General features: G+C 63.8%; 16 protein-coding genes. 5 read left to right on the top strand and 11 right to left on the bottom strand.

What is annotated here, in order from left to right; all coding sequences use genetic code 11:
* The first annotated feature begins 16 nt into the window (after positions 1 to 16).
* Positions 17 to 907, top strand: a complete 891-nt coding sequence (locus tag FNB15_RS09370) for a DMT family transporter (protein ID WP_144068442.1) — start codon at positions 17 to 19, stop codon at positions 905 to 907.
* Positions 908 to 959: 52 nt separating this feature from the next.
* Here FNB15_RS09370 and argB read toward each other — a convergent pair whose 3' ends face one another.
* The 6 genes from argB to rpmH are packed head-to-tail and all read right to left on the bottom strand — an operon-like array spanning position 960 to position 5,196.
* Complete coding sequence (argB, locus tag FNB15_RS09365) at positions 960 to 1,874, bottom strand: acetylglutamate kinase (RefSeq protein ID WP_144068441.1); 915 nt, start codon at positions 1,872 to 1,874, stop codon at positions 960 to 962.
* 36 nt (positions 1,875 to 1,910) lie between these two features.
* Complete coding sequence (gene yihA / locus FNB15_RS09360; RefSeq protein ID WP_185973793.1) at positions 1,911 to 2,576, bottom strand: ribosome biogenesis GTP-binding protein YihA/YsxC; 666 nt, start codon at positions 2,574 to 2,576, stop codon at positions 1,911 to 1,913.
* 5 nt (positions 2,577 to 2,581) lie between these two features.
* Positions 2,582 to 4,426, bottom strand: a complete 1,845-nt coding sequence (gene yidC, locus FNB15_RS09355) for a membrane protein insertase YidC (protein WP_144068440.1) — start codon at positions 4,424 to 4,426, stop codon at positions 2,582 to 2,584.
* Entirely contained in the window at positions 4,426 to 4,683 is a 258-nt protein-coding gene (gene yidD / locus FNB15_RS09350; RefSeq protein WP_144068439.1) for a membrane protein insertion efficiency factor YidD, read from the bottom strand. The genes yidC and yidD overlap by 1 nt, the downstream gene beginning before the upstream one ends.
* Positions 4,680 to 5,048: a ribonuclease P protein component gene (rnpA, locus tag FNB15_RS09345; protein ID WP_144068438.1), complete on the bottom strand. Its 369-nt coding sequence runs from the start codon at positions 5,046 to 5,048 to the stop codon at positions 4,680 to 4,682. Before rnpA ends, yidD begins: the two co-directional genes overlap by 4 nt.
* Positions 5,049 to 5,058: 10 nt before the next feature.
* A complete protein-coding gene (gene rpmH, locus FNB15_RS09340; protein ID WP_144068437.1) occupies positions 5,059 to 5,196 on the bottom strand; it encodes a 50S ribosomal protein L34 in 138 nt (45 codons plus the stop codon).
* Positions 5,197 to 5,514: 318 nt separating this feature from the next.
* Between rpmH and rpmB the strand changes: the two genes are divergently transcribed.
* A complete protein-coding gene (gene rpmB / locus FNB15_RS09335; protein ID WP_144068436.1) occupies positions 5,515 to 5,808 on the top strand; it encodes a 50S ribosomal protein L28 in 294 nt (97 codons plus the stop codon).
* 87 nt (positions 5,809 to 5,895) lie between these two features.
* Here rpmB and FNB15_RS09330 read toward each other — a convergent pair whose 3' ends face one another.
* Positions 5,896 to 6,903 carry an esterase-like activity of phytase family protein gene (locus FNB15_RS09330; RefSeq protein WP_144068435.1) on the bottom strand — a complete coding sequence of 336 codons (1,008 nt, stop codon included), beginning with the start codon at positions 6,901 to 6,903 and terminating at the stop codon, positions 5,896 to 5,898.
* A 91-nt stretch (positions 6,904 to 6,994) separates the two neighbouring features.
* On the opposite strand from FNB15_RS09330, the gene FNB15_RS09325 reads away from it, so the two are divergent.
* On the top strand, positions 6,995 to 12,214 hold the full coding sequence (locus FNB15_RS09325) for a PAS-domain containing protein (RefSeq protein WP_185973792.1): 5,220 nt from the start codon (positions 6,995 to 6,997) through the stop codon (positions 12,212 to 12,214).
* A gap of 34 nt (positions 12,215 to 12,248) precedes the next feature.
* On the opposite strand, the gene cobT is transcribed toward FNB15_RS09325, so the two are convergent.
* The 3 genes from cobT to FNB15_RS09310 all read right to left on the bottom strand — a co-directional run bounded on the left by cobT (position 12,249) and on the right by FNB15_RS09310 (position 15,818).
* The gene (gene cobT / locus FNB15_RS09320; protein ID WP_144068433.1) at positions 12,249 to 14,132 is read right to left on the bottom strand and encodes a cobaltochelatase subunit CobT; all 1,884 of its coding nucleotides are present in this window, start codon (positions 14,130 to 14,132) and stop codon (positions 12,249 to 12,251) included.
* Positions 14,133 to 14,150: 18 nt separating this feature from the next.
* Positions 14,151 to 15,122, bottom strand: a complete 972-nt coding sequence (gene cobS, locus FNB15_RS09315) for a cobaltochelatase subunit CobS (RefSeq protein WP_246068832.1) — start codon at positions 15,120 to 15,122, stop codon at positions 14,151 to 14,153.
* An 84-nt stretch (positions 15,123 to 15,206) separates the two neighbouring features.
* Positions 15,207 to 15,818: a J domain-containing protein gene (locus FNB15_RS09310; RefSeq protein ID WP_144068431.1), complete on the bottom strand. Its 612-nt coding sequence runs from the start codon at positions 15,816 to 15,818 to the stop codon at positions 15,207 to 15,209.
* A 105-nt stretch (positions 15,819 to 15,923) separates the two neighbouring features.
* On the opposite strand from FNB15_RS09310, the gene FNB15_RS09305 reads away from it, so the two are divergent.
* Positions 15,924 to 16,196 carry a BolA family protein gene (locus tag FNB15_RS09305; protein ID WP_144068430.1) on the top strand — a complete coding sequence of 91 codons (273 nt, stop codon included), beginning with the start codon at positions 15,924 to 15,926 and terminating at the stop codon, positions 16,194 to 16,196.
* A 147-nt stretch (positions 16,197 to 16,343) separates the two neighbouring features.
* The gene (locus FNB15_RS09300) at positions 16,344 to 16,691 is read left to right on the top strand and encodes a ribbon-helix-helix domain-containing protein (RefSeq protein WP_144068429.1); all 348 of its coding nucleotides are present in this window, start codon (positions 16,344 to 16,346) and stop codon (positions 16,689 to 16,691) included.
* Here the strand turns inward: FNB15_RS09300 and FNB15_RS09295 are convergent.
* Positions 16,645 to 17,535 carry an AEC family transporter gene (locus FNB15_RS09295; RefSeq protein ID WP_144068428.1) on the bottom strand — a complete coding sequence of 297 codons (891 nt, stop codon included), beginning with the start codon at positions 17,533 to 17,535 and terminating at the stop codon, positions 16,645 to 16,647. The genes FNB15_RS09300 and FNB15_RS09295 overlap by 47 nt on opposite strands.
* Positions 17,536 to 17,539: the final 4 nt, after the last annotated feature.

The following is a 17,539-nucleotide window of genomic DNA, read 5'->3' as shown; positions in this document are numbered from 1 at the left end:
TCGCAAGACACAAAACATGCTCGCCTCGCTGCGCCAGTCGCGTTCCTATCCCCTGCTGCTGCTGATCGCCACCGGCGTCACGCTCGGTCTGGCACCGCCGTTCGCCAAAATCGCCATCGGCAGCGGTGTCTCGCCGATTGCCTTTGCCTTCTGGCAGAATCTGGTCGGCGGCCTGCTGCTGCTCGCACTTGCTGTCATGACCGGCGCACGACCGCCGCTGCGGCATCTGCGCTTCTATGTGATCAGCGGTCTGATCACGCTGGCGCTGCCCAGCCTGCTGATTTTCCTGGCGGTCGCACGCGTCGGCGCCGGGCTGCCCAGCATCGCCTACGCTTTCCCCGCCATGCTGACCTATGCCTTCGCGCTGGGCTTGCGGATGGAGAAACTGATCTGGACGCGCGCCGCCGGGATCGGCCTAGGCGTGGTCGGCATCCTGATCATCCTGCTGCCGCGCACCGGCCCGATCAGCGACGCCCACCTGCCCTGGATGCTGTTGGCCATGCTGGCGCCGGTGTCGCTCGCGGCCGGCAACATCTATCGCACCCGCTACTGGCCCAAGGATGCGCCGCCGCTGGCGCTCGCCGCCGGCACCTTGCTGGGCGCGGCCTTCTGGCTGCTGCTCGGCAGTCTTGTTCTCAATGGCGGACTTTACCTGCCATCGAATACGGCGCCTGCCGACTGGGTGTTGCTGGCAGCCGGCTTCTTCTCATGCCTCAGCTTCATTCCCTATTTCGAACTGCAGCGCGTGGCCGGCCCAGTTTACCTGAGCCAGATCGGCTATGTGATGGCAGCCACCAGCCTGGGCATCGGGCATTTTGTCTTCGGCGAACGCTATGGCCTGCTGGTCTGGTCGGCGGTGGTGGTGATCATTGCCGGCATCCTGCTGGTGAACCGCAGAAAGATATAAAAAAACCGCCGGTTTTTACACCGGCGGTTTTCAGAACGTTGATGCAGACCTGTTACGGCGTGCGTTCGATCATCGTACCGACGCCATGCGCGGTGAACAGTTCCAGCAGCAGCACATGCGGGATGCGGCCATCCAGGATATGCACGGCATTCACGCCGCCACGCACCGCATCCAGGCAGGTTTCCACCTTCGGGATCATGCCGCCCGAGATGGTGCCATCACCCATCAGCACCAGCGCTTCCTTGGCGGTGAGGTTGGGGATCAGCTTCTTGTCCTTGTTCAGCACGCCGGCCACATCGGTGAGCATCAGCAGCTTCGTCGCGCCCATGGCGGCGGCAATCGCGCCAGCCGAGGTATCGGCATTGATGTTGTAGGTCTCGCCATTCTCACCGATGCCGATCGGGGCCACGACGGGGATGAGGTTGGAAGTCTGCATGGTGCGCAGGATATCCGGATTGATGCGCGTCGGCTCGCCAACGAAGCCGAGGTCGAGCAGCTTCTCGATATTCGAACCCGGATCGCGCACCGAGCGACGTAATTTACGCGCCTCGATCAGGCGACCATCCTTGCCCGAGAGGCCGATGCCGGTGCCGCCGGCGCCGTTGATGGCGGTGACGATCTGCTTGTTGATCGAGCCGGCCAGCACCATCTCGACGATCTCGACAGTGGCCTGATCGGTGACGCGCAGGCCATCGATGAATTCGCTCTTGATCTTCAGCCGCTCCAGCATCGCGCCGATCTGTGGACCGCCACCATGCACCACGATGGGATTGATGCCGACCTGCTTGATCAGCACCACATCGCGGGCGAACTGATGCGCCAGCGCCTCGTCGCCCATGGCATGGCCGCCGTATTTGATGACCATGGTCTGGCCGGCGAAGCGGCGCATATAGGGCAGCGCCTCGGACAGGACCTTGGCGGTCTGCTGCAGATGCTGTTCCAGCGGTTGCGGCCCGGTCGTCTTCATGGCTGTGCTTCTCGGCGTTTTCTGTGGTTCAGAAAGTTATAAATCGCGTCCGGCCAGGGCCGCAAGCTCGGCTCGCAGCTCCGGGATACCGGCGCCGGTTTCACTGGAGGTGACGCGGATGATCGGATGCGCGGCCACATGACGTTTCAGTGTCTCTGCCGTGGCCGCCTTCACCTCGGCCAGCGCCGTCGGGCCGGTCTTGTCGGCCTTGGTCAGCACCACCTGGTAGATCACGGCCGACTTGTCCAGCAGCGTCATGATGTCTTCATCGCCGGGCTTGAGGCCATGGCGGCTGTCGACCAGCAGGCAGACCCGCTTCAGCTCCACCCGACCCTTGAGATAGGCGCGCGTGGTTTCGGTCCAGGCCGCCGCCTTGGATTTGCCGACCGAGGAATAGCCGTAGCCCGGCAGATCGACCAGGCTGATCGCGCCAAGGTTGAGGTCGAAGAAATTGAGCTGCTGGGTGCGGCCCGGCGTGTTGGAGACGCGCGCCAGCGTCTTGCGCCCGGTGAGTGCATTGACCAGCGACGACTTGCCGACATTGGAGCGACCGGCAAAGGCAATCTCCGGCCCGCGCGCCGGCGCCAGTTGCGGCACCGTCATCGCGCCGGCAAAGAAATCGCACTGCGCGGCAAACAGCAGCCGGCCGCGTTCCAGCGCGGCCGGAGTGAAGCTTTCGTCAGGGGCCGGCAGATCGGCCATGATCGTTACTTCTTCGGCTTGGCCGCAGGGGGCTTCTGCGCAGGATCGGGCGTCTCGGCACCGCCGCCGATTTTCACGCCCATGCGCCGCATGATCACATACTGCTGCAGGATCGACAGCGTGTTGTTCCAGCTCCAGTAGATCACCAGGCCGGCGGCGAAGCTGCCCAGCATGAAGGTGAAGACCAGCGGCATCAGCGCGAAAATCTTCTGCTGCACCGGATCGGGCGGCGTCGGATTCATCTTCATCTGCAGGAACATGGAAATGCCCATGATGATCGGCCAGACGCCGATCGAAAGAATCTGCAGCGGGCCGAGATGCGGCACATCCCAGGGCAGCAGGCCGAAGCCGTTCATCCAGGTCGTCGGATCGGGCGCCGAAAGGTCGCGAATCCAGCCATAGAAGGGGGCATGGCGCATTTCGATGGCGATATAGAGCACCTTGTAGAGCGCGAAGAAGACCGGGATCTGCAGAAGGATCGGCAAGCAGCCGGCGGCCGGATTGACCTTTTCCTTCTTGTACAGCGCCATCAGCTCCTGCTGCATCTTGGCGCGGTCTTCGCCGTATTTCTCGCGCATCTTCTGCATTTCGGGCTGCAGCTTCTTCATCGAGCTCATCGCCACATAGGATTTGTAGGCGAGCGGGAAGAAGATCAGCTTGACGATCACGGTGACCGCCAGCATGGCGAGGCCGATATTGCCCAGCAGGCCCTTCAGGTAGTCGATGCTGTAGAACATCGGCTTGGTCAGGAAGTGGAACCAGCCCCAGTCGATCGACAATTCAAACTTGGCGATCTTATGCGTCTCTTCGTAGCGATCGATCAGCTTCACTTCCTTGGCGCCGGCAAACAGCAGCGACGTGGCGCTGATGCTCTTGCCGGCTTCAAGCTGCTGGCCGCCGCCGAGATAGTCGGCCTGATAGCGGTCGACGCCGCTGGCCGGCTTGGCATGGGTGAAGCGCGCCTTCACGCTCTGCTCCGCGCCGGGCACCAGCACGGCCTGCCAGTATTTGTCGGTGAAGCCGACCCAGCCGCCGACCGAGTCGTATTCGCGGGCCTTGTCGTCGGACAGGTCCTTGTAGCTCAGCTCCTTCAGCGTGCCGCCGTCGGACGCCTTCTCGCGGAACACGCCGACCGGGCCTTCATGCAGAATGTAGAGACCATCGGTATGCGGCGTGCCATGGCGCGACACCAGCGCATAGGGGAAGAGCGTGACGGCAGTGCCGCCCTTGTTCTCCACCGACTGGGTGACGGTGAAGAGATAATTCTCGTCGATCTCGATCTTGCGGCTGAACACCAGGCCCTGGCCGTTCTCCCAGGTCAGCGTCACCGGCTGGCCGGGGCGCAGCACATCCTTGTCGGCGGTCCAGCGCGTCTGGCCGGTCGGCAATGCAACGCTGCTGCCTGACGCGGTCCAGCCGAATTCGGCGTAATAGGGCGACGGGCCGCCGGTGGGCGAGAACAGATGGATCGGTTTCGAATCCTTCTCGATGGTCTCGCGATATTCCGGCAGCACCACGTCGTCGATGCGGCCGCCGACCAGGCTGAGCGAACCGAACAGGCGCTTGCCTTCGATCTTCACGCGCGGGGTTTCGCCCAGCGCCTTGTCGCGCGAGGCCGCCTGATCCACCTGCTGCGCCAGGCTGGGCAGCGCCGGCAGGCCGCTGGCATCGGGCGCACCCGGAACTGCACCGGGCGCCGCACCCGGGGCAGTCGGGGTCTGGGCCTGCTGCTGCGCGACCTGCTGCTGACGCAGCTTTTCCTGCTTCGGCGCTTCGACGAAGAACTGGAAGCCGAGCATGATCGCCACCGACACGGCGATCGCGATGATGAGATTCTTCTGGTCGGACATCAGACTGAGCCTTGTTGTACGGAGGAAACGGGTCGAACCGGCGGGACAGGATCGTAGCCACTACCGCCAAAGGGATTGCAACTGGCCAATCGTCGCACCGCGAGGTAACCGCCGCGCGCCGCGCCATGAGTCGCCAGCGCCTCGAGCGCATAGCAGGAGCAGGTCGGCTGATAACGGCAGTTATGCCCGACCCAGGGCGACAGCACGAGTCGATAGGCCTTGATCGGCAGGCTGAGCAGCTGTGCGGCCGGCGTCATGCGGCGCCTGCCGGCGACGGATCCGACCACAGGCGCAGTTTTTTCAACGCGGCTTCGAGGTCGCGACGCAGCGCGGAATAGTCTCGCTGCGGCGTGGCCTGACGCGCCACAAGCACGTAGTCGTGACCGGGGGTCGCATGTTTGGGCAGGATTTCACCGGCCAGCGCCTTGAGGCGACGACGGGCCAGATTGCGGGTCACGGCATTGCCCACTTTACGCGAAGCAGTGAAGCCAACCCGGCAACAGCCGGTCTCGCCGGGCGCGGCCTGCAGCAGCAGTCCCGGCAGCGCTATGCGCCGCTCGGCCGCCTGCACCCGGAGATAATCCGCGCGGCGGCGGAGTCGCTCGACACCGCCCGACGCCATCGCGGGTAAATTACGCCGAGAGCTTCTTGCGGCCCTGGGCGCGACGCGAGGCAATCACGTTGCGACCGCCCACGGTGGCCATGCGGGCGCGGAAGCCATGGCGGCGCTTGCGCACCAGCTTGGAAGGTTGATAAGTCCGTTTCGACACAGCGGCTCTCCGTCTGACTTCCCAGCTTTTCGCGGAAAACCGCTAAAAAGATGGTTCAACATAAACACGTCGGGGGCCCGCGAAGGCCCCCGGAAAATCGGTCCCGCTGTATACGGGGTAGCCTGCGTAGAGTCAACGCGGGATTTGGCAGTGATTTGGCGGGCTTTTCCGCCATTTTGTCGCAGCCTTGCCGGGGCTGCCCTCTTACCCCGCCACAACAGGCTTTTGGAGGGCTTTTGCCGGTTGACGCTCCCGGATCAGACCCCTATAACCGGCCACCGAATTTACGACCAACACTTGGAAAGTTAGAGGTTCATCATGGCCCGTCGTTGCGAAGTGACCGGCAAGGGCGTTCAGTCCGGTAACAACGTCAGCCACGCCAACAACAAGACCCGTCGCCGGTTCCTGCCGAACCTGCATGTCGTGTCGCTGATCAGCGAAGTTCTGGGCCGCGACATCACGCTGCGCGTGTCTTCGCATGGCCTGCGCTCGGTCGAGCACAATGGCGGCATCGACAACTGGCTGATCAAGACCAAGGACGAGCTCCTGTCGAGCGACGCCCTGTCGTTCAAGCGCAAGATCAAGAAGGCCCTGGCCGCCCGCGCTGCCTGATATTGGGCCGCCTAAGTCTTCTTTCAGAATTTCGCAAACGCCCGCCGGTCAAACGGCGGGCGTTTTGCTTTTCAGAGCCCGGTCTTTTCAGGGCTGGTAGCGGAACACCATGAGCAGCGTGCGCTGCAGGATATTCTGGTTGTCGTCCGACATCACATAGAGCCACAGGCTGCCATCGGGCATGCGGCGCACATCGAGCGCTTCCATGTTGTCGACCGAGTAAGGTGCGGCCCATTCCGCCAGCAGTTCCGGCTGCAATACGGCCTCCGTCCCCTGCATCGACGCGGCTGGAATGCGCTGCAGCCGCGCCTTCGGACCGATCACCGGTTTGAAATAGCGCTCCAGCACGATCACGTCGCCGTTGTCGAGCGCGACCGCATCGGTCGGCTTGAAATCATCGCGCGCCGGCCAGACCAGATCGCGCCAAGCACCATTGCGCCATAGCCATGCGGCATTACCGTCGCCGCCGTTTGCGGCCGTCATATCCTCGCTCAGCAGCAGCAGATCGCCATTGGCAAAGGCGGCGACCGCCTCGATGCCGCCATTGCCGGGCTGCTGCGTGATACTGGCGGGCGTGGATAATGTGGCGGTCGCGACGCCGCCCGGCCGGTCGTAGAACCACAGGCGATGCGCGCGCTCGAACGAGACGAGCCAGCGTCCGTCCGCCAGATGCCGCAATGCTTCGGCATCGCTCAGTGTCTTGCGCGTGATCTCGGCGCCATTGGCGTCGCGCAGCGGCAGAATCTCGGCTGCCGCGATCTCCACCGGCAGGCCGGCATCGTTGCACCGAAAATCGAGCCGCAGCCAGTGGCCGGTATCGGCAATCGCCCACAGGCCGGCGCCATCTGCATCTACCGCTATGCCGGAATAGCCGCCGAAGCCGCCACCTTCACTGGCCAGGATCAGGCCACCCAGATAGTCCAGCCGGCCCAGCTTCGCCGCGGCGGGGGCGGTCGGATTGAGCTCGAGTACAGCGGTACGCACCACGACCGGTTCGGCGCGGACGGACGGCCCGGCCAGGAGGCAGAGCAGGCCGGCAAAGCCCAACAGAATCAGGCCATTCCGATGTTTAGCTTTGCTCGCGGCAGTCATCATTCGCTATGCTTTCCGGGCGGAGGACCAGACGTCAATCATGGCTGACAGGGTAACAGGCGCATCCCATATTACAGAACGGCGCGCGAGCAGCATGATGCGCGCTCCGGCGCTGTTCGTCATCGCGATGCTGGTCCTGCTCGGTGCCATGCTCGGGCTGCAACTCTATCGCCAGTATCATGACGAAATCGCGGCAGGCCGCGCCACCGCGCGCTCGCTGGCCAATCTGCTGGAAGAACATACCAGCCGCAGCTTTGGCGCCGTCGACATTTTCCTGCTCAATTTCGCCGAAACCATGAGCGGCATGGCCGGCACCTCGCCTGTCGGCAGCCTGTCGGCGCTGCGGCAGCGTATGAATTCGCGCCTGAGCGAACTGCCGCAGGCGCGTGCCTATATCGTGCTGGACGACAAGGGCGATTCGATCATCGACAGCGCTGCGGTGGTACCGCGCCACTTCAACGGCGCCGACCGCGCGTATTTTCGTATCCATGCCGAGCGCCCGCATGCCGGCGTGTTTGTCGGCGAGCCGGTACAAAGCCGTATCAATGGCATGTGGGGCATCAGCGTCAGCCGCCGCATCAACAAACCGGATGGCAGCTTCGGTGGCGTGATCTCGGTCAGCGTCGAGCCGGAATATTTCCTCGCCTTCTTCCGTGATGCCGCCATCGGCGCCGGCAATTCGCTGACGCTGTATCACGCATCCGGCATGCGCATCGCCCGCGTACCTGAAACCGGCCCGGGCATCGGCAGTTCGGCGGCCAATCTCGCACTGTTCAATCCGCCTTACAGCCAGCAGGCGCGCAGTGACCTGCTGACCACTGGCGGGCTCGACGGTGTGGAGCGTTATCTCGCCGTCAACCGCATTGGCGGCTATCCGCTGGTAGTTGGTGTGGGTCTGGCGCGCGACAACATCCTGGCCTCCTGGCGTGGCAACCTGCAGTTCAGCGTCGTTGCCCTGATCGTGGCAATCGTTGCCGGCATCGCCTTCCTGGTGGTGCTGCATCGCCAGACGCTGAGCCGCCGCTTCGCCGAGCAACGGCTGTCGGATGCGATCGGCAGCCTGTCGGACGGCTTCCTGCTCTACGACGAACAGGACCGGCTGGTGCGCTTCAACCAGCAGACCGTCGCCATCCTGCCGGCGCTGGAACGGTTTTCCGGACGCGGACCGACGCCGTTCGCCGATGTGATGATGGCGCTGGAAGACGATTTCGGTTCGCCGCCTTCGGCCGAGCGTCGCGCCGGCCGCGTCGCCTATCGCCACAAGATGCTGTTCGAGGAAAAACGCGGCTACCAGTTCGAGCGCCGCACCGCTGACGGCCGCTGGCTGCGCTTCACGGTCAATCCCACGCAGGAAGGCGGCGCGGTCGACATCATCACCGACATCACCGCACTGAAGCAGGCCGAGCAACGCCTGAACGACGCCATCGAGGCGCTGGCCGAAGGCTTTGCGCTGTTCAGTCGCGACGGCGTCCTGCTGAAGGTGAACCAGCGCTACTACCAGCTGACCGGCCACGATGTCAGCCTGGTGCGCCCCGGCGCGCATAACGACGACATCATGGAGAACGTCCTGGCGACCGGCCGCACGCTGGGTCGCGAAGCCGAGGCCGAGGCCTATGTCGCTTCACTGCGGGCGGATTTCGAAAATCCCTCGGGTCTGCCCTTCGACATCCAGGCGCGGCCCGGCTACTGGCTGCGCACCGTGCGCCACCGCACGCTGGATGGCGACGTGATCGCCATCGTTTCCAACATCTCCGACCTCAAGCAGGCCGAGCAGCGCCTGCGCGATGCCATCGAAAGCCTGTCGGACGGCTTCGTGCTCTATGGCCCCGACAACCGGATGATGCTGGCCAACCACAAACTCTACGAACTCACCGGTCACGATCCAGCCGTGGTGAAGCCCGGCATCAGCCACGACGAGATTATCGATATCGTGATCGAGCGCCGCCAGAAAATCTGGCCACAACGCGACTATGACGGCTATGCCGCCATGCTGCGTGCGGAACATGCCAACCCGAGCGGGCGGCCGATCGATCGTGAATTCCTGCCCGGCCAGTGGCTGCGCAGCGTGCGGCATCGCGCTGCCGATGGCAGCACCATCTCGGTGGTCAGCGACATCACCGACCTGAAGCAGACCGAGCAGCGCCTGCGCGACGCCATCGAGGCGCTGTCGGAGGGCTTCATCCTGTTCGGGCCGGATCAGCGCATGATCATGGCGAACCGGCGCTATTACGACGCCTTCGACCTGCCGCCGGACAGCCTGCTGCCCGGGGCCACCATCGATGAGGTGGTCGATGTCGCAGCCGCGCGCCGCAAGAAGTCTTGGCCGAATTTCGATCATCAGGGCTACATCACCGCGGCGCGCGCCGACTACCACAATCCTTCGGGCAAGCCGGTGGATGGCGAATTCCTGCCCGGCAAATGGCTGCGCAACATGCGCCACCGCACCGCCGATGGCGGCGTGATCCTGGTCGCCAGCGACATCACCGACCTGAAACTGGCGGAAGCCCGCCTGCGCGACGCCATCGAGACCCTGACCGAAGGCTTTGTGCTGTACGACAGGGAAGGCTATCTGGCGATGGCCAACAGCCGTTATTACGAAATGACCCGGCACGACCCGAAGATCGTGCGCCCGGGCACGCATTTCAGCGAGATCATGCGCATCACCGCGATGCGCCATGCCGATTACGACACGAAGCTCGACCTGGAAAACTACATCGAGAATCTGACGCGGGAATTCCGCAAGCCGACCGGTCGTCCGGTCGATGCCCAGCCCTTCCCCGGCGTCTGGTTGCGCATGCAGCGCCGCCGCACTGTCGATGGCGGCATCATCACGGTATTCAATGACATCAGCGACCTGAAGCGCGCCGAGCAGCGCCTGCATGACGCCATCCAGTCGATCAGCGACGGCTTCGTGCTCTATGACGCCGATGATGCCGTCGTGATGTATAATGCGCAGTTCACCGACCACAATCCGGGCCTGGCGCAACTGATCCGCCCCGGCATAAAATTCGAAGACCTGCTGCGCGCGGCTATCTCCGCCGGCATTGTCGACCTGCGCGGCGCCGAGCCCGAAGCCTGGATCGCGCAACGGCTGGAGCAGCACCGCAATCCAGGCAAGCCGATCGAGCGCCATCTGCAGGACGGCCGCTGGCTGCTGGTGCATGAGCAGCGCACCGCCGATGGTGGCATCGTCGGCATCGGCACGGATATCACCGCGGTGAAGGAAGCCGAGCGCCGGCTGTATGATGCCATCGATTCGGTGAATGAAGGCTTCATCCTCTACGACAAGGATGACCGCGTGGTGCTGTTCAACCAGCGCATACGCGACCATTTCCCCGAACTTGCCGACATCATCCAGCCCGGCGTCACATTCGAGGAGATCACCCGCGCCGGCGTCACCCGCGGTATCTTCCAGACCGGCGATTTGGATCCGGAAGCTTGGATTCAGCGCCGTGTGCACGAACATGGCCACTCCGAAGACGCGCACGAACGCCGCCTTGCCGACGGTCGCTGGCTACTGGTGCGCGAGCAGCGCACCGCCGATGGCGGCATTGTCGGCACCGGGACCGACATCACCGCCGTCAAACAGGCCGAACGGCAGATGTATGATGCCATCGAAAGCATCTCGGACGGCTTCGTGCTTTACGACAAGGACGAGCGGCTGATCCTGTGCAATTCGCGCTATCGCGAATTCTATCGCGAAATCGAGGACCTTCTGGTGCCGGGCGCGCGCTTCTCCGACATCCTGAAGGCCAGCCTGCAGCGCGACATGGTCGGCATGGACTCAACCTTCCTCGACGACTGGCTGAACGAGCGGCTGGAACTGTTCCGCCGCGGCAGCGGCAGCACGGAAACCCGGCTCGCCACCGGACGCTGGGTGCGCAACACCGAACGGCGCACCTCGGACGGCGGCGTCGTCGGTATCCGCACCGACATCACCGCCCTGAAGGAACAGCAGGAAATCCTGCACCGGAACATTGCCGACCTGGAAGCGGCCAAGCGCCAGGTGGAGCAGCAGTCCTTCCATATGCGCGAACTGGCCGACCGCTATGCCGAAGAAAAGGAACGTGCCGAGGACGCCAGCCGCGCCAAGTCGGAATTCCTGGCGATGATGAGCCACGAAATCCGCACGCCGATGAATGGCGTGCTGGGCACCATCGGCCTGCTGCAGAATACCGACCTGTCAAAGCATCAGTACAAACTGATCACCACGGCGCGTGATTCGGCCGAACATCTGCTGTCGCTGATCAACGACATTCTCGATTTCTCCAAGCTGGAGGCAGGGCGTATCGACCTGGAAGAAATCGACTTCGATCTCCCCCATCTGGTCGAGAGCGCGATCTCGATGATGAACCCCCGCGCCGTGATGAAGGGCCTGCGCATGTCGAGCGAACTCGCCGACGGCGTGCCGCGCTTCCTCAAGGGCGATCCGGGTCGTCTGCGCCAGATCCTGTTCAATCTGGCCGGCAACGCCATCAAGTTCACCGACAAGGGCGAGGTGCGTATCCTGGTCGATGCCCGCAAGCTCGATGACGGTCGCTACATGTTGCTGGTCAAGGTTCGCGACACCGGTATCGGCATCGCCGCCGACCAGATCGACCGTCTGTTCAGCCGCTTCAACCAGGCCGACAGCTCCATCGCACGCCGCTTCGGCGGCACCGGCCTCGGCCTGGCCATTTCCAAGCAGCTGGCCGAGCTGATGGGTGGCCGCATCGGTGTGGATAGCGAGGAGGGCAAGGGCAGCACCTTCTGGTTCGAGCTGCCGCTCGCCGAAGGCCAGCCCGTGCAGACCGAGGCGTTGCCGGTGCCGGCCAATGGCCCCGCCACCCTGCGCAGCCTGCGCATCCTGGTGGCCGAGGACAACCAGGTGAACCAGATGGTGATCGGCCTGATGCTGCGCCAGCTCGGCCACCAGTCCGATATCGTCACCAACGGCATCGAGGCCTGCGAACAGGTGCAGAAGGCGCCTTACGATCTGGTGCTGATGGACATGCAAATGCCGGAAATGGACGGCATGACCGCAACAACCACCATCCGCAAGATGCAGCATGCCGCAGCGAAGATTCCGATCATCGCGCTGACTGCCAACGCGATGGAAGGCGACCGCGAGCGCTATATCAGCGCCGGCATGGACGACTATGTCGCCAAGCCGATTGCGCTGCCGTTGCTGATTGCCGCGATGAACCGCGTGATGGGCGCCAGCGAACAGGCCGCCGGCAATGATGCGGCAGCCGCCGCTGGCCCGGCGCCGCTGGACGAAAAGGCCAAGGCCGGGCTGGGCAACCTGCTGGCCTCACTGAAAAAGCTGAACTGAAAAAGCTGAACTGAAAAAGCGAAACTGACTGGAGTCAGGCGGCGCGGCTGGTCTTCTTGAGCCGGCCCAGACCTTTGCCTTTGCCCTGCTCCGGCGTCTCGTCGAACAGTTCGGCGAGCTTTTCCATCATCACGCCACCGAGCTGTTCGGCATCCACGATGGTGACCGCGCGCTTGTAATAACGCGTTACGTCATGGCCGATGCCGATGGCGGTGAGTTCGACCGGCGAGCGGCGCTCGATCCAGTCGATGGTTTCGCGCAGATGTCGATCCAGGTAGTTGCCCGGATTGACCGACAGCGTGGAATCGTCCACCGGCGCGCCATCGGAGATCACCATCAGGATGCGGCGCTGTTCGGTGCGCGCCAGCAGGCGGTCATGCGCCCAGAGCAGCGCCTCGCCGTCGATGTTTTCCTTCAGCAGGCCTTCGCGGAGCATCAGGCCGAGATTGCGCCGGGCACGGCGCCAGGGCGCGTCGGCGCCCTTGTAGACGATATGGCGCAGGTCGTTCAGGCGGCCGGGCTGGGCCGGCTTGTTGTCGGAGAGCCAGCGTTCGCGGCTCTGCCCGCCCTTCCAGGCGCGCGTGGTGAAACCGAGGATTTCCACCTTCACCGCGCAGCGTTCCAGCGTCCGGGCGAGAATATCGGCGCACATCGCCGCCACCGTGATCGGACGGCCGCGCATCGAGCCGGAATTGTCGATCAGCAGGCTGACAACGGTGTCGCGGAAATCGGTGTCGCTTTCCTGCTTGTAGCTGAGCGGCAGCGTGGGGTTGGCAACCACACGGGCAAGGCGCGCTGCATCCAGCATGCCTTCCTCGAGATCAAAATGCCACGAGCGCGACTGCTTGGCCATCAGGCGGCGCTGCAGGCGGTTGGCCAGTTTGCCGACCACCGACTGCAGGTGGTTGAGCTGCTGGTCGAGATGATGGCGCAGCCGGGCCAGTTCCTCGGCATCACACAGATCGTCGGCACCGACCACTTCGTCGAACTGCTTGGTATAGGGCTTGTACAGCGCTTCGCGGTTATGGCCCATCATGTCGGACGCTGGCGGACGGCGGCCCTTGCCGGCTTCCTCACCCGAGCCTGCGACCTGCTCTTCCATGCCGGCTTCGGCTTCCATCTCGACGGATTCACCGCCCGAAGCGTCGGCGGCATCGGCCTGGTCCATGCCCGACGAGGCGGCTTCGCCCTGTTCGGAATCAGACCCGTCCGACTGGCTCTGCGGCTGCTGGCCCTGGCTGTCCTGGTCCTCGCCTTCATCCTCGTCGTCGAGATCGCCGTCTTCGTCATCGACGAGTTCGAGATCCTTGATCAGCCTGCGCGCGACTTTCGCGAAGGCGCGCTGGTCGTTGAGGTTGGCGAGCAGGCCATCGAGATCGGTACCGCCCTTTTCCTCGACCCAGTCGCGCCACAGCGAGACCATCTTCTGTGCCTGCGCCGGCACCTTCTCGCCGGTCAGCCGCTCGCGCGCCATCAGGCCTACCACATCGGCCAGCGGCGCCTCGGAGCGATCCTTGACCTTGGCATAGCCTTTCGAGCGGCAGCGCTCATCCAGCGCCGCGTTCAGGTTCTGCGCCACGCCAGCCATCCGCGTGGCGCCGATGGCCTCCACACGGGCCTGTTCGATGGCGTCGAACACGGCGCGTGCGGTGCCGCCCTGCGGCAGCAGACGGGAATGCAGGCTGTCGTCGTGATGGCGCAGGCGCAAGGCCATGGAATCGGCAAGGCCGCGGATCTGCGCCACTTCGGCGGCCGGCAGATCGCGCCCCGGCACCGGCAGGCGCGCGCGCTTGCCGCGCAGACCGGGCGTTTCCGGCCCGAAGCTGACCTGCAGGTCGCGGTCATGCGAGATCGCGCGCGTCGCTGCGGTCAGCGCACGCTTGAACGGCTCGATCGGGCTTTCCGGCTTGTTCGCCATGCGGCGCCTTGCTCCGGTTTAGGCGAGGTCGGCCTTGGCAGCCGTTTCCGGCAGTTCCTCGCCGAAGCTGCGCTGGTAATACTCGGCCACCAGCGGCCGCTCGAGTTCGTCACACTTGTTGAGGAAGGTGAGGCGGAAGGCGAAGCCGACGCTGCCGAAGATGCGTGCATTCTCGGCCCAGGTGATCACGGTCCGCGGGCTCATCACGGTCGAGATGTCGCCGTTGATGAAACCGGCGCGGGTGAGTTCGGCTACCGCCACCATGCTCTGGATCGTCTTCTTGCCCTTGTCGCCGGTATAGGTCGGCGACTTGGCCAGCACGATGGCGACCTCGTCATCGGCCGGCAGGTAGTTGAGCGTGCAGACGATGCTCCAGCGGTCCATCTGACCCTGGTTGATCTGCTGCGTGCCATGATAGAGGCCCGTCGTATCGCCCAGGCCAACGGTGTTGGCGGTCGAGAACAGGCGGAAGCCCTTGTGCGGGCGAATGACGCGGTTCTGGTCGAGCAGCGTGAGCTTGCCTTCGACCTCCAGGATACGCTGGATCACGAACATCACATCCGGACGGCCGGCATCGTATTCGTCGAACACCAGTGCCACCGGCGACTGCAGCGCCCAGGGCAGGATGCCTTCACGGAATTCCGTCACCTGCTTGCCGTCGCGCAGCACGATGGCGTCCTTGCCGACGAGATCAATACGGCTGATATGGCTGTCGAGGTTGACGCGCACGCAGGGCCAGTTCAGCCGCGCGGCGACCTGCTCGATATGCGTGGATTTGCCGGTGCCATGATAGCCCTGCACCATGACGCGGCGGTTGTAGGCAAAGCCGGCGAGGATGGCGAGCGTAGTCTCGCGGTCGAAACGGTAGGTCGGATCCAGATCCGGCACATGCTCGGTCGGCTGGCTGTACGCCGGCACCTTCATGTCGCTGTCGATCCCGAACACATCGCGCACGGAAACCGTGGTGTCCGGCAAATCATTCGCCGGCATGGAAACGGGCTTTGTCTGAAGGGCCGTCATCGTCACTCTCGGGTTTTTTGGGCTTTATTATTACGCCGTGGGGAGATTGTTCGCCTAAGTATAGCCGCGCGATTGCAGATAGGCATAGGCTTGGGTGATGCTTTTCAGCCGTTCCTCGGCCTCCCGATCGCCGCCATTGGCGTCCGGATGATAGCGCTTCACCATTGTTTTATATTGCTTTTTCAGGACGCCCTTGCCAAAAGGCAGTTCGAGTCCGGCCAGATCGAAACCCAGCGCCACCATGGCCTCGCGCTCGCGCGGCGGCAGGCGCAGCTCGGCGGTGCTTTTGGGCTTCGGCTCGCCCATCCGCAATCCCACATCGGCCAGGATGCCGAGATCGTCCTTGACCCAGACCTGCGGATCTTCGGTCTGCGGCTTGGTGCCGATCCGCCAGGTCGGGCGGTGGCCCAGCGCATCCTCGCGCTGGTATTTCTCGATATCGGCATCGGTCATGCCGCGGAAGAAATCCCAGCCCAGATTGTATTGCCGCACGTGATCGAGGCAGAACAGCCAGCGTCCGTCGCGCGATTCCCGGCTTTTCGGTGCCGGAAAACGGCCTTCCTCACTGCAACTCGGATGGTCGCAGCGCCGCAGCCCCTGCCGGCCGAAGGCGGCTTCGGCTTCGAGGCCAAGGAAGAATTTCTGCTGTGCGCGTGCGCGTGCCATGACCCTTAAAGTATGGGTCCGCCGCACAGCACTGGCAAGACCAGAGGCGACATCCTACCCTGTCGTAAAGCTGCAATTTTCTTGAGTGGACGAGGAGTTTTCATCATGTCGATCGCCGCGCGCATCCGCACCAAGCTGACCGGGGCGTTCAACCCTGCCCGGCTCGAACTGGTGGATGAATCCTCGCATCACGCCGGCCATGCCGGCATGCAGGGACTGGCGGCGCAGGAAACCCATTTCCGCCTCACCGTCGTGGCCGAGGCTTTCCGGGACATGCCCCGGGTGCAGCGCCAGCGCGAGATCTATCGCCTGCTGGCGCAGGAATTCGCCGATGGAATGCACGCCCTGGCCGTCACCGCCAAGGCGCCGGGGGAGTAGAAGCCGGCCCGGACCGGACATGGGGCGGCAAACCGCGATCCCCGCCAAGAGGTTGATTCGGAAATACAACTTCACCAGCCGATAATCCGCAAAAGGTACAACCTATTTCCTTTGATCATTCGGAAAATATCCATTATAGGTTGCGATATGCCGACGACACGCCGCTCGCAACACACCGCCCTGCATGGCTCCAGCCTGGTGACGCGCAACCTGCGTCTGGGACGGGGGCGCACCAGTATCCGGCTCGAACGTCTGGAATGGGCGGCGCTGGATGCGATCTGCAATGCCGAGGGTGTCGACCGGCACCATTTCGCCATGCAGGTCGACCGCGACCCGCAGCGGCGGGAAAAGACGCTGACCTCACGGGTGCGCAGCGCCATCCTTTCCTATTTTGTGGCGCGGTCGGGCCTGATCGTGCTGCAGCCCGGCAACGGGCTGGCAGCCAGTCTTAGCGCAGCACAAACGCCAGCAGAGCGGGAAGAGTCGCGAAACTGAGCAGGGTGGAAATCACCACCAGGCTGGCCATGGTCTGCGGATCACGGTTGTAGCGCACCGCGAAGATATAATTCACCACCGCCACCGGCATCGCGCACTGGATGATGAAGACGCCGCGCGCGACACCGTCCAGCGCCAGCAGTTCGCTCAGGCCGAAGCCTGCAGCGATGCCGACAGCCAGCCGCAGGGCCGACAGCAGCAGGCCGCGCTTCAGATCGTTGACCTGCAATGTCGCGAGCGACACGCCGAGCGTGAACAGCATCAGCGGAATGGCGATGCCGCCGGCCACCTGCAGACTGCGCATGATCCAGACCGGCGGATGCACCTGCAGCAGGTTGCCCGCGATGCCGATTAGCACCGCATAGATCATCGGCGAGCGCAGCACGGCGCCGAGATTGCCACGGCCCGCGAGGATCGTCTGGCCGACGGTGAAATTGCTCAGCGACGTGACTGCGAAGAATATGATGCCGAGCGCAAGGCCGGGCTGGCCATAGGCGAACAGGCTCAAGGAAAGCCCGGCATTGCCGGCATTGGGAAATGTCAGTCCCGCCACATAATCGCGCACCGACAGGCTCATCAGACGCAGCACGACGGCATTGATCGCCATGAACACCGCCATTGCCACGACAGTGGCGAAGGCCATGGTGCCGATCATCGCGCGATCGATCTCGGCCACCAGCAGCGAATGGATCACCAGGCAGGGTGTGCCGAAGTTGGTGACCAGCAGGCTGATCTGATCGACCTGATAGGGCTTGCCGCGCTTGGCCCAGACCCAGCCGGATCCGGCCAGCATCACCAGCGGCGCGATGACCGAGAAAATTTCCGCAAGCAAGGCGAATGGCATGGCG

The sequence above is a fragment of the Ferrovibrio terrae genome (assembly GCF_007197755.1).
GTDB lineage: Bacteria > Pseudomonadota > Alphaproteobacteria > Ferrovibrionales > Ferrovibrionaceae > Ferrovibrio > Ferrovibrio terrae.
The sequence above is the reverse complement of the archived record's forward strand: the minus strand, read 5'-3'. Positions and strand labels throughout refer to the sequence as shown.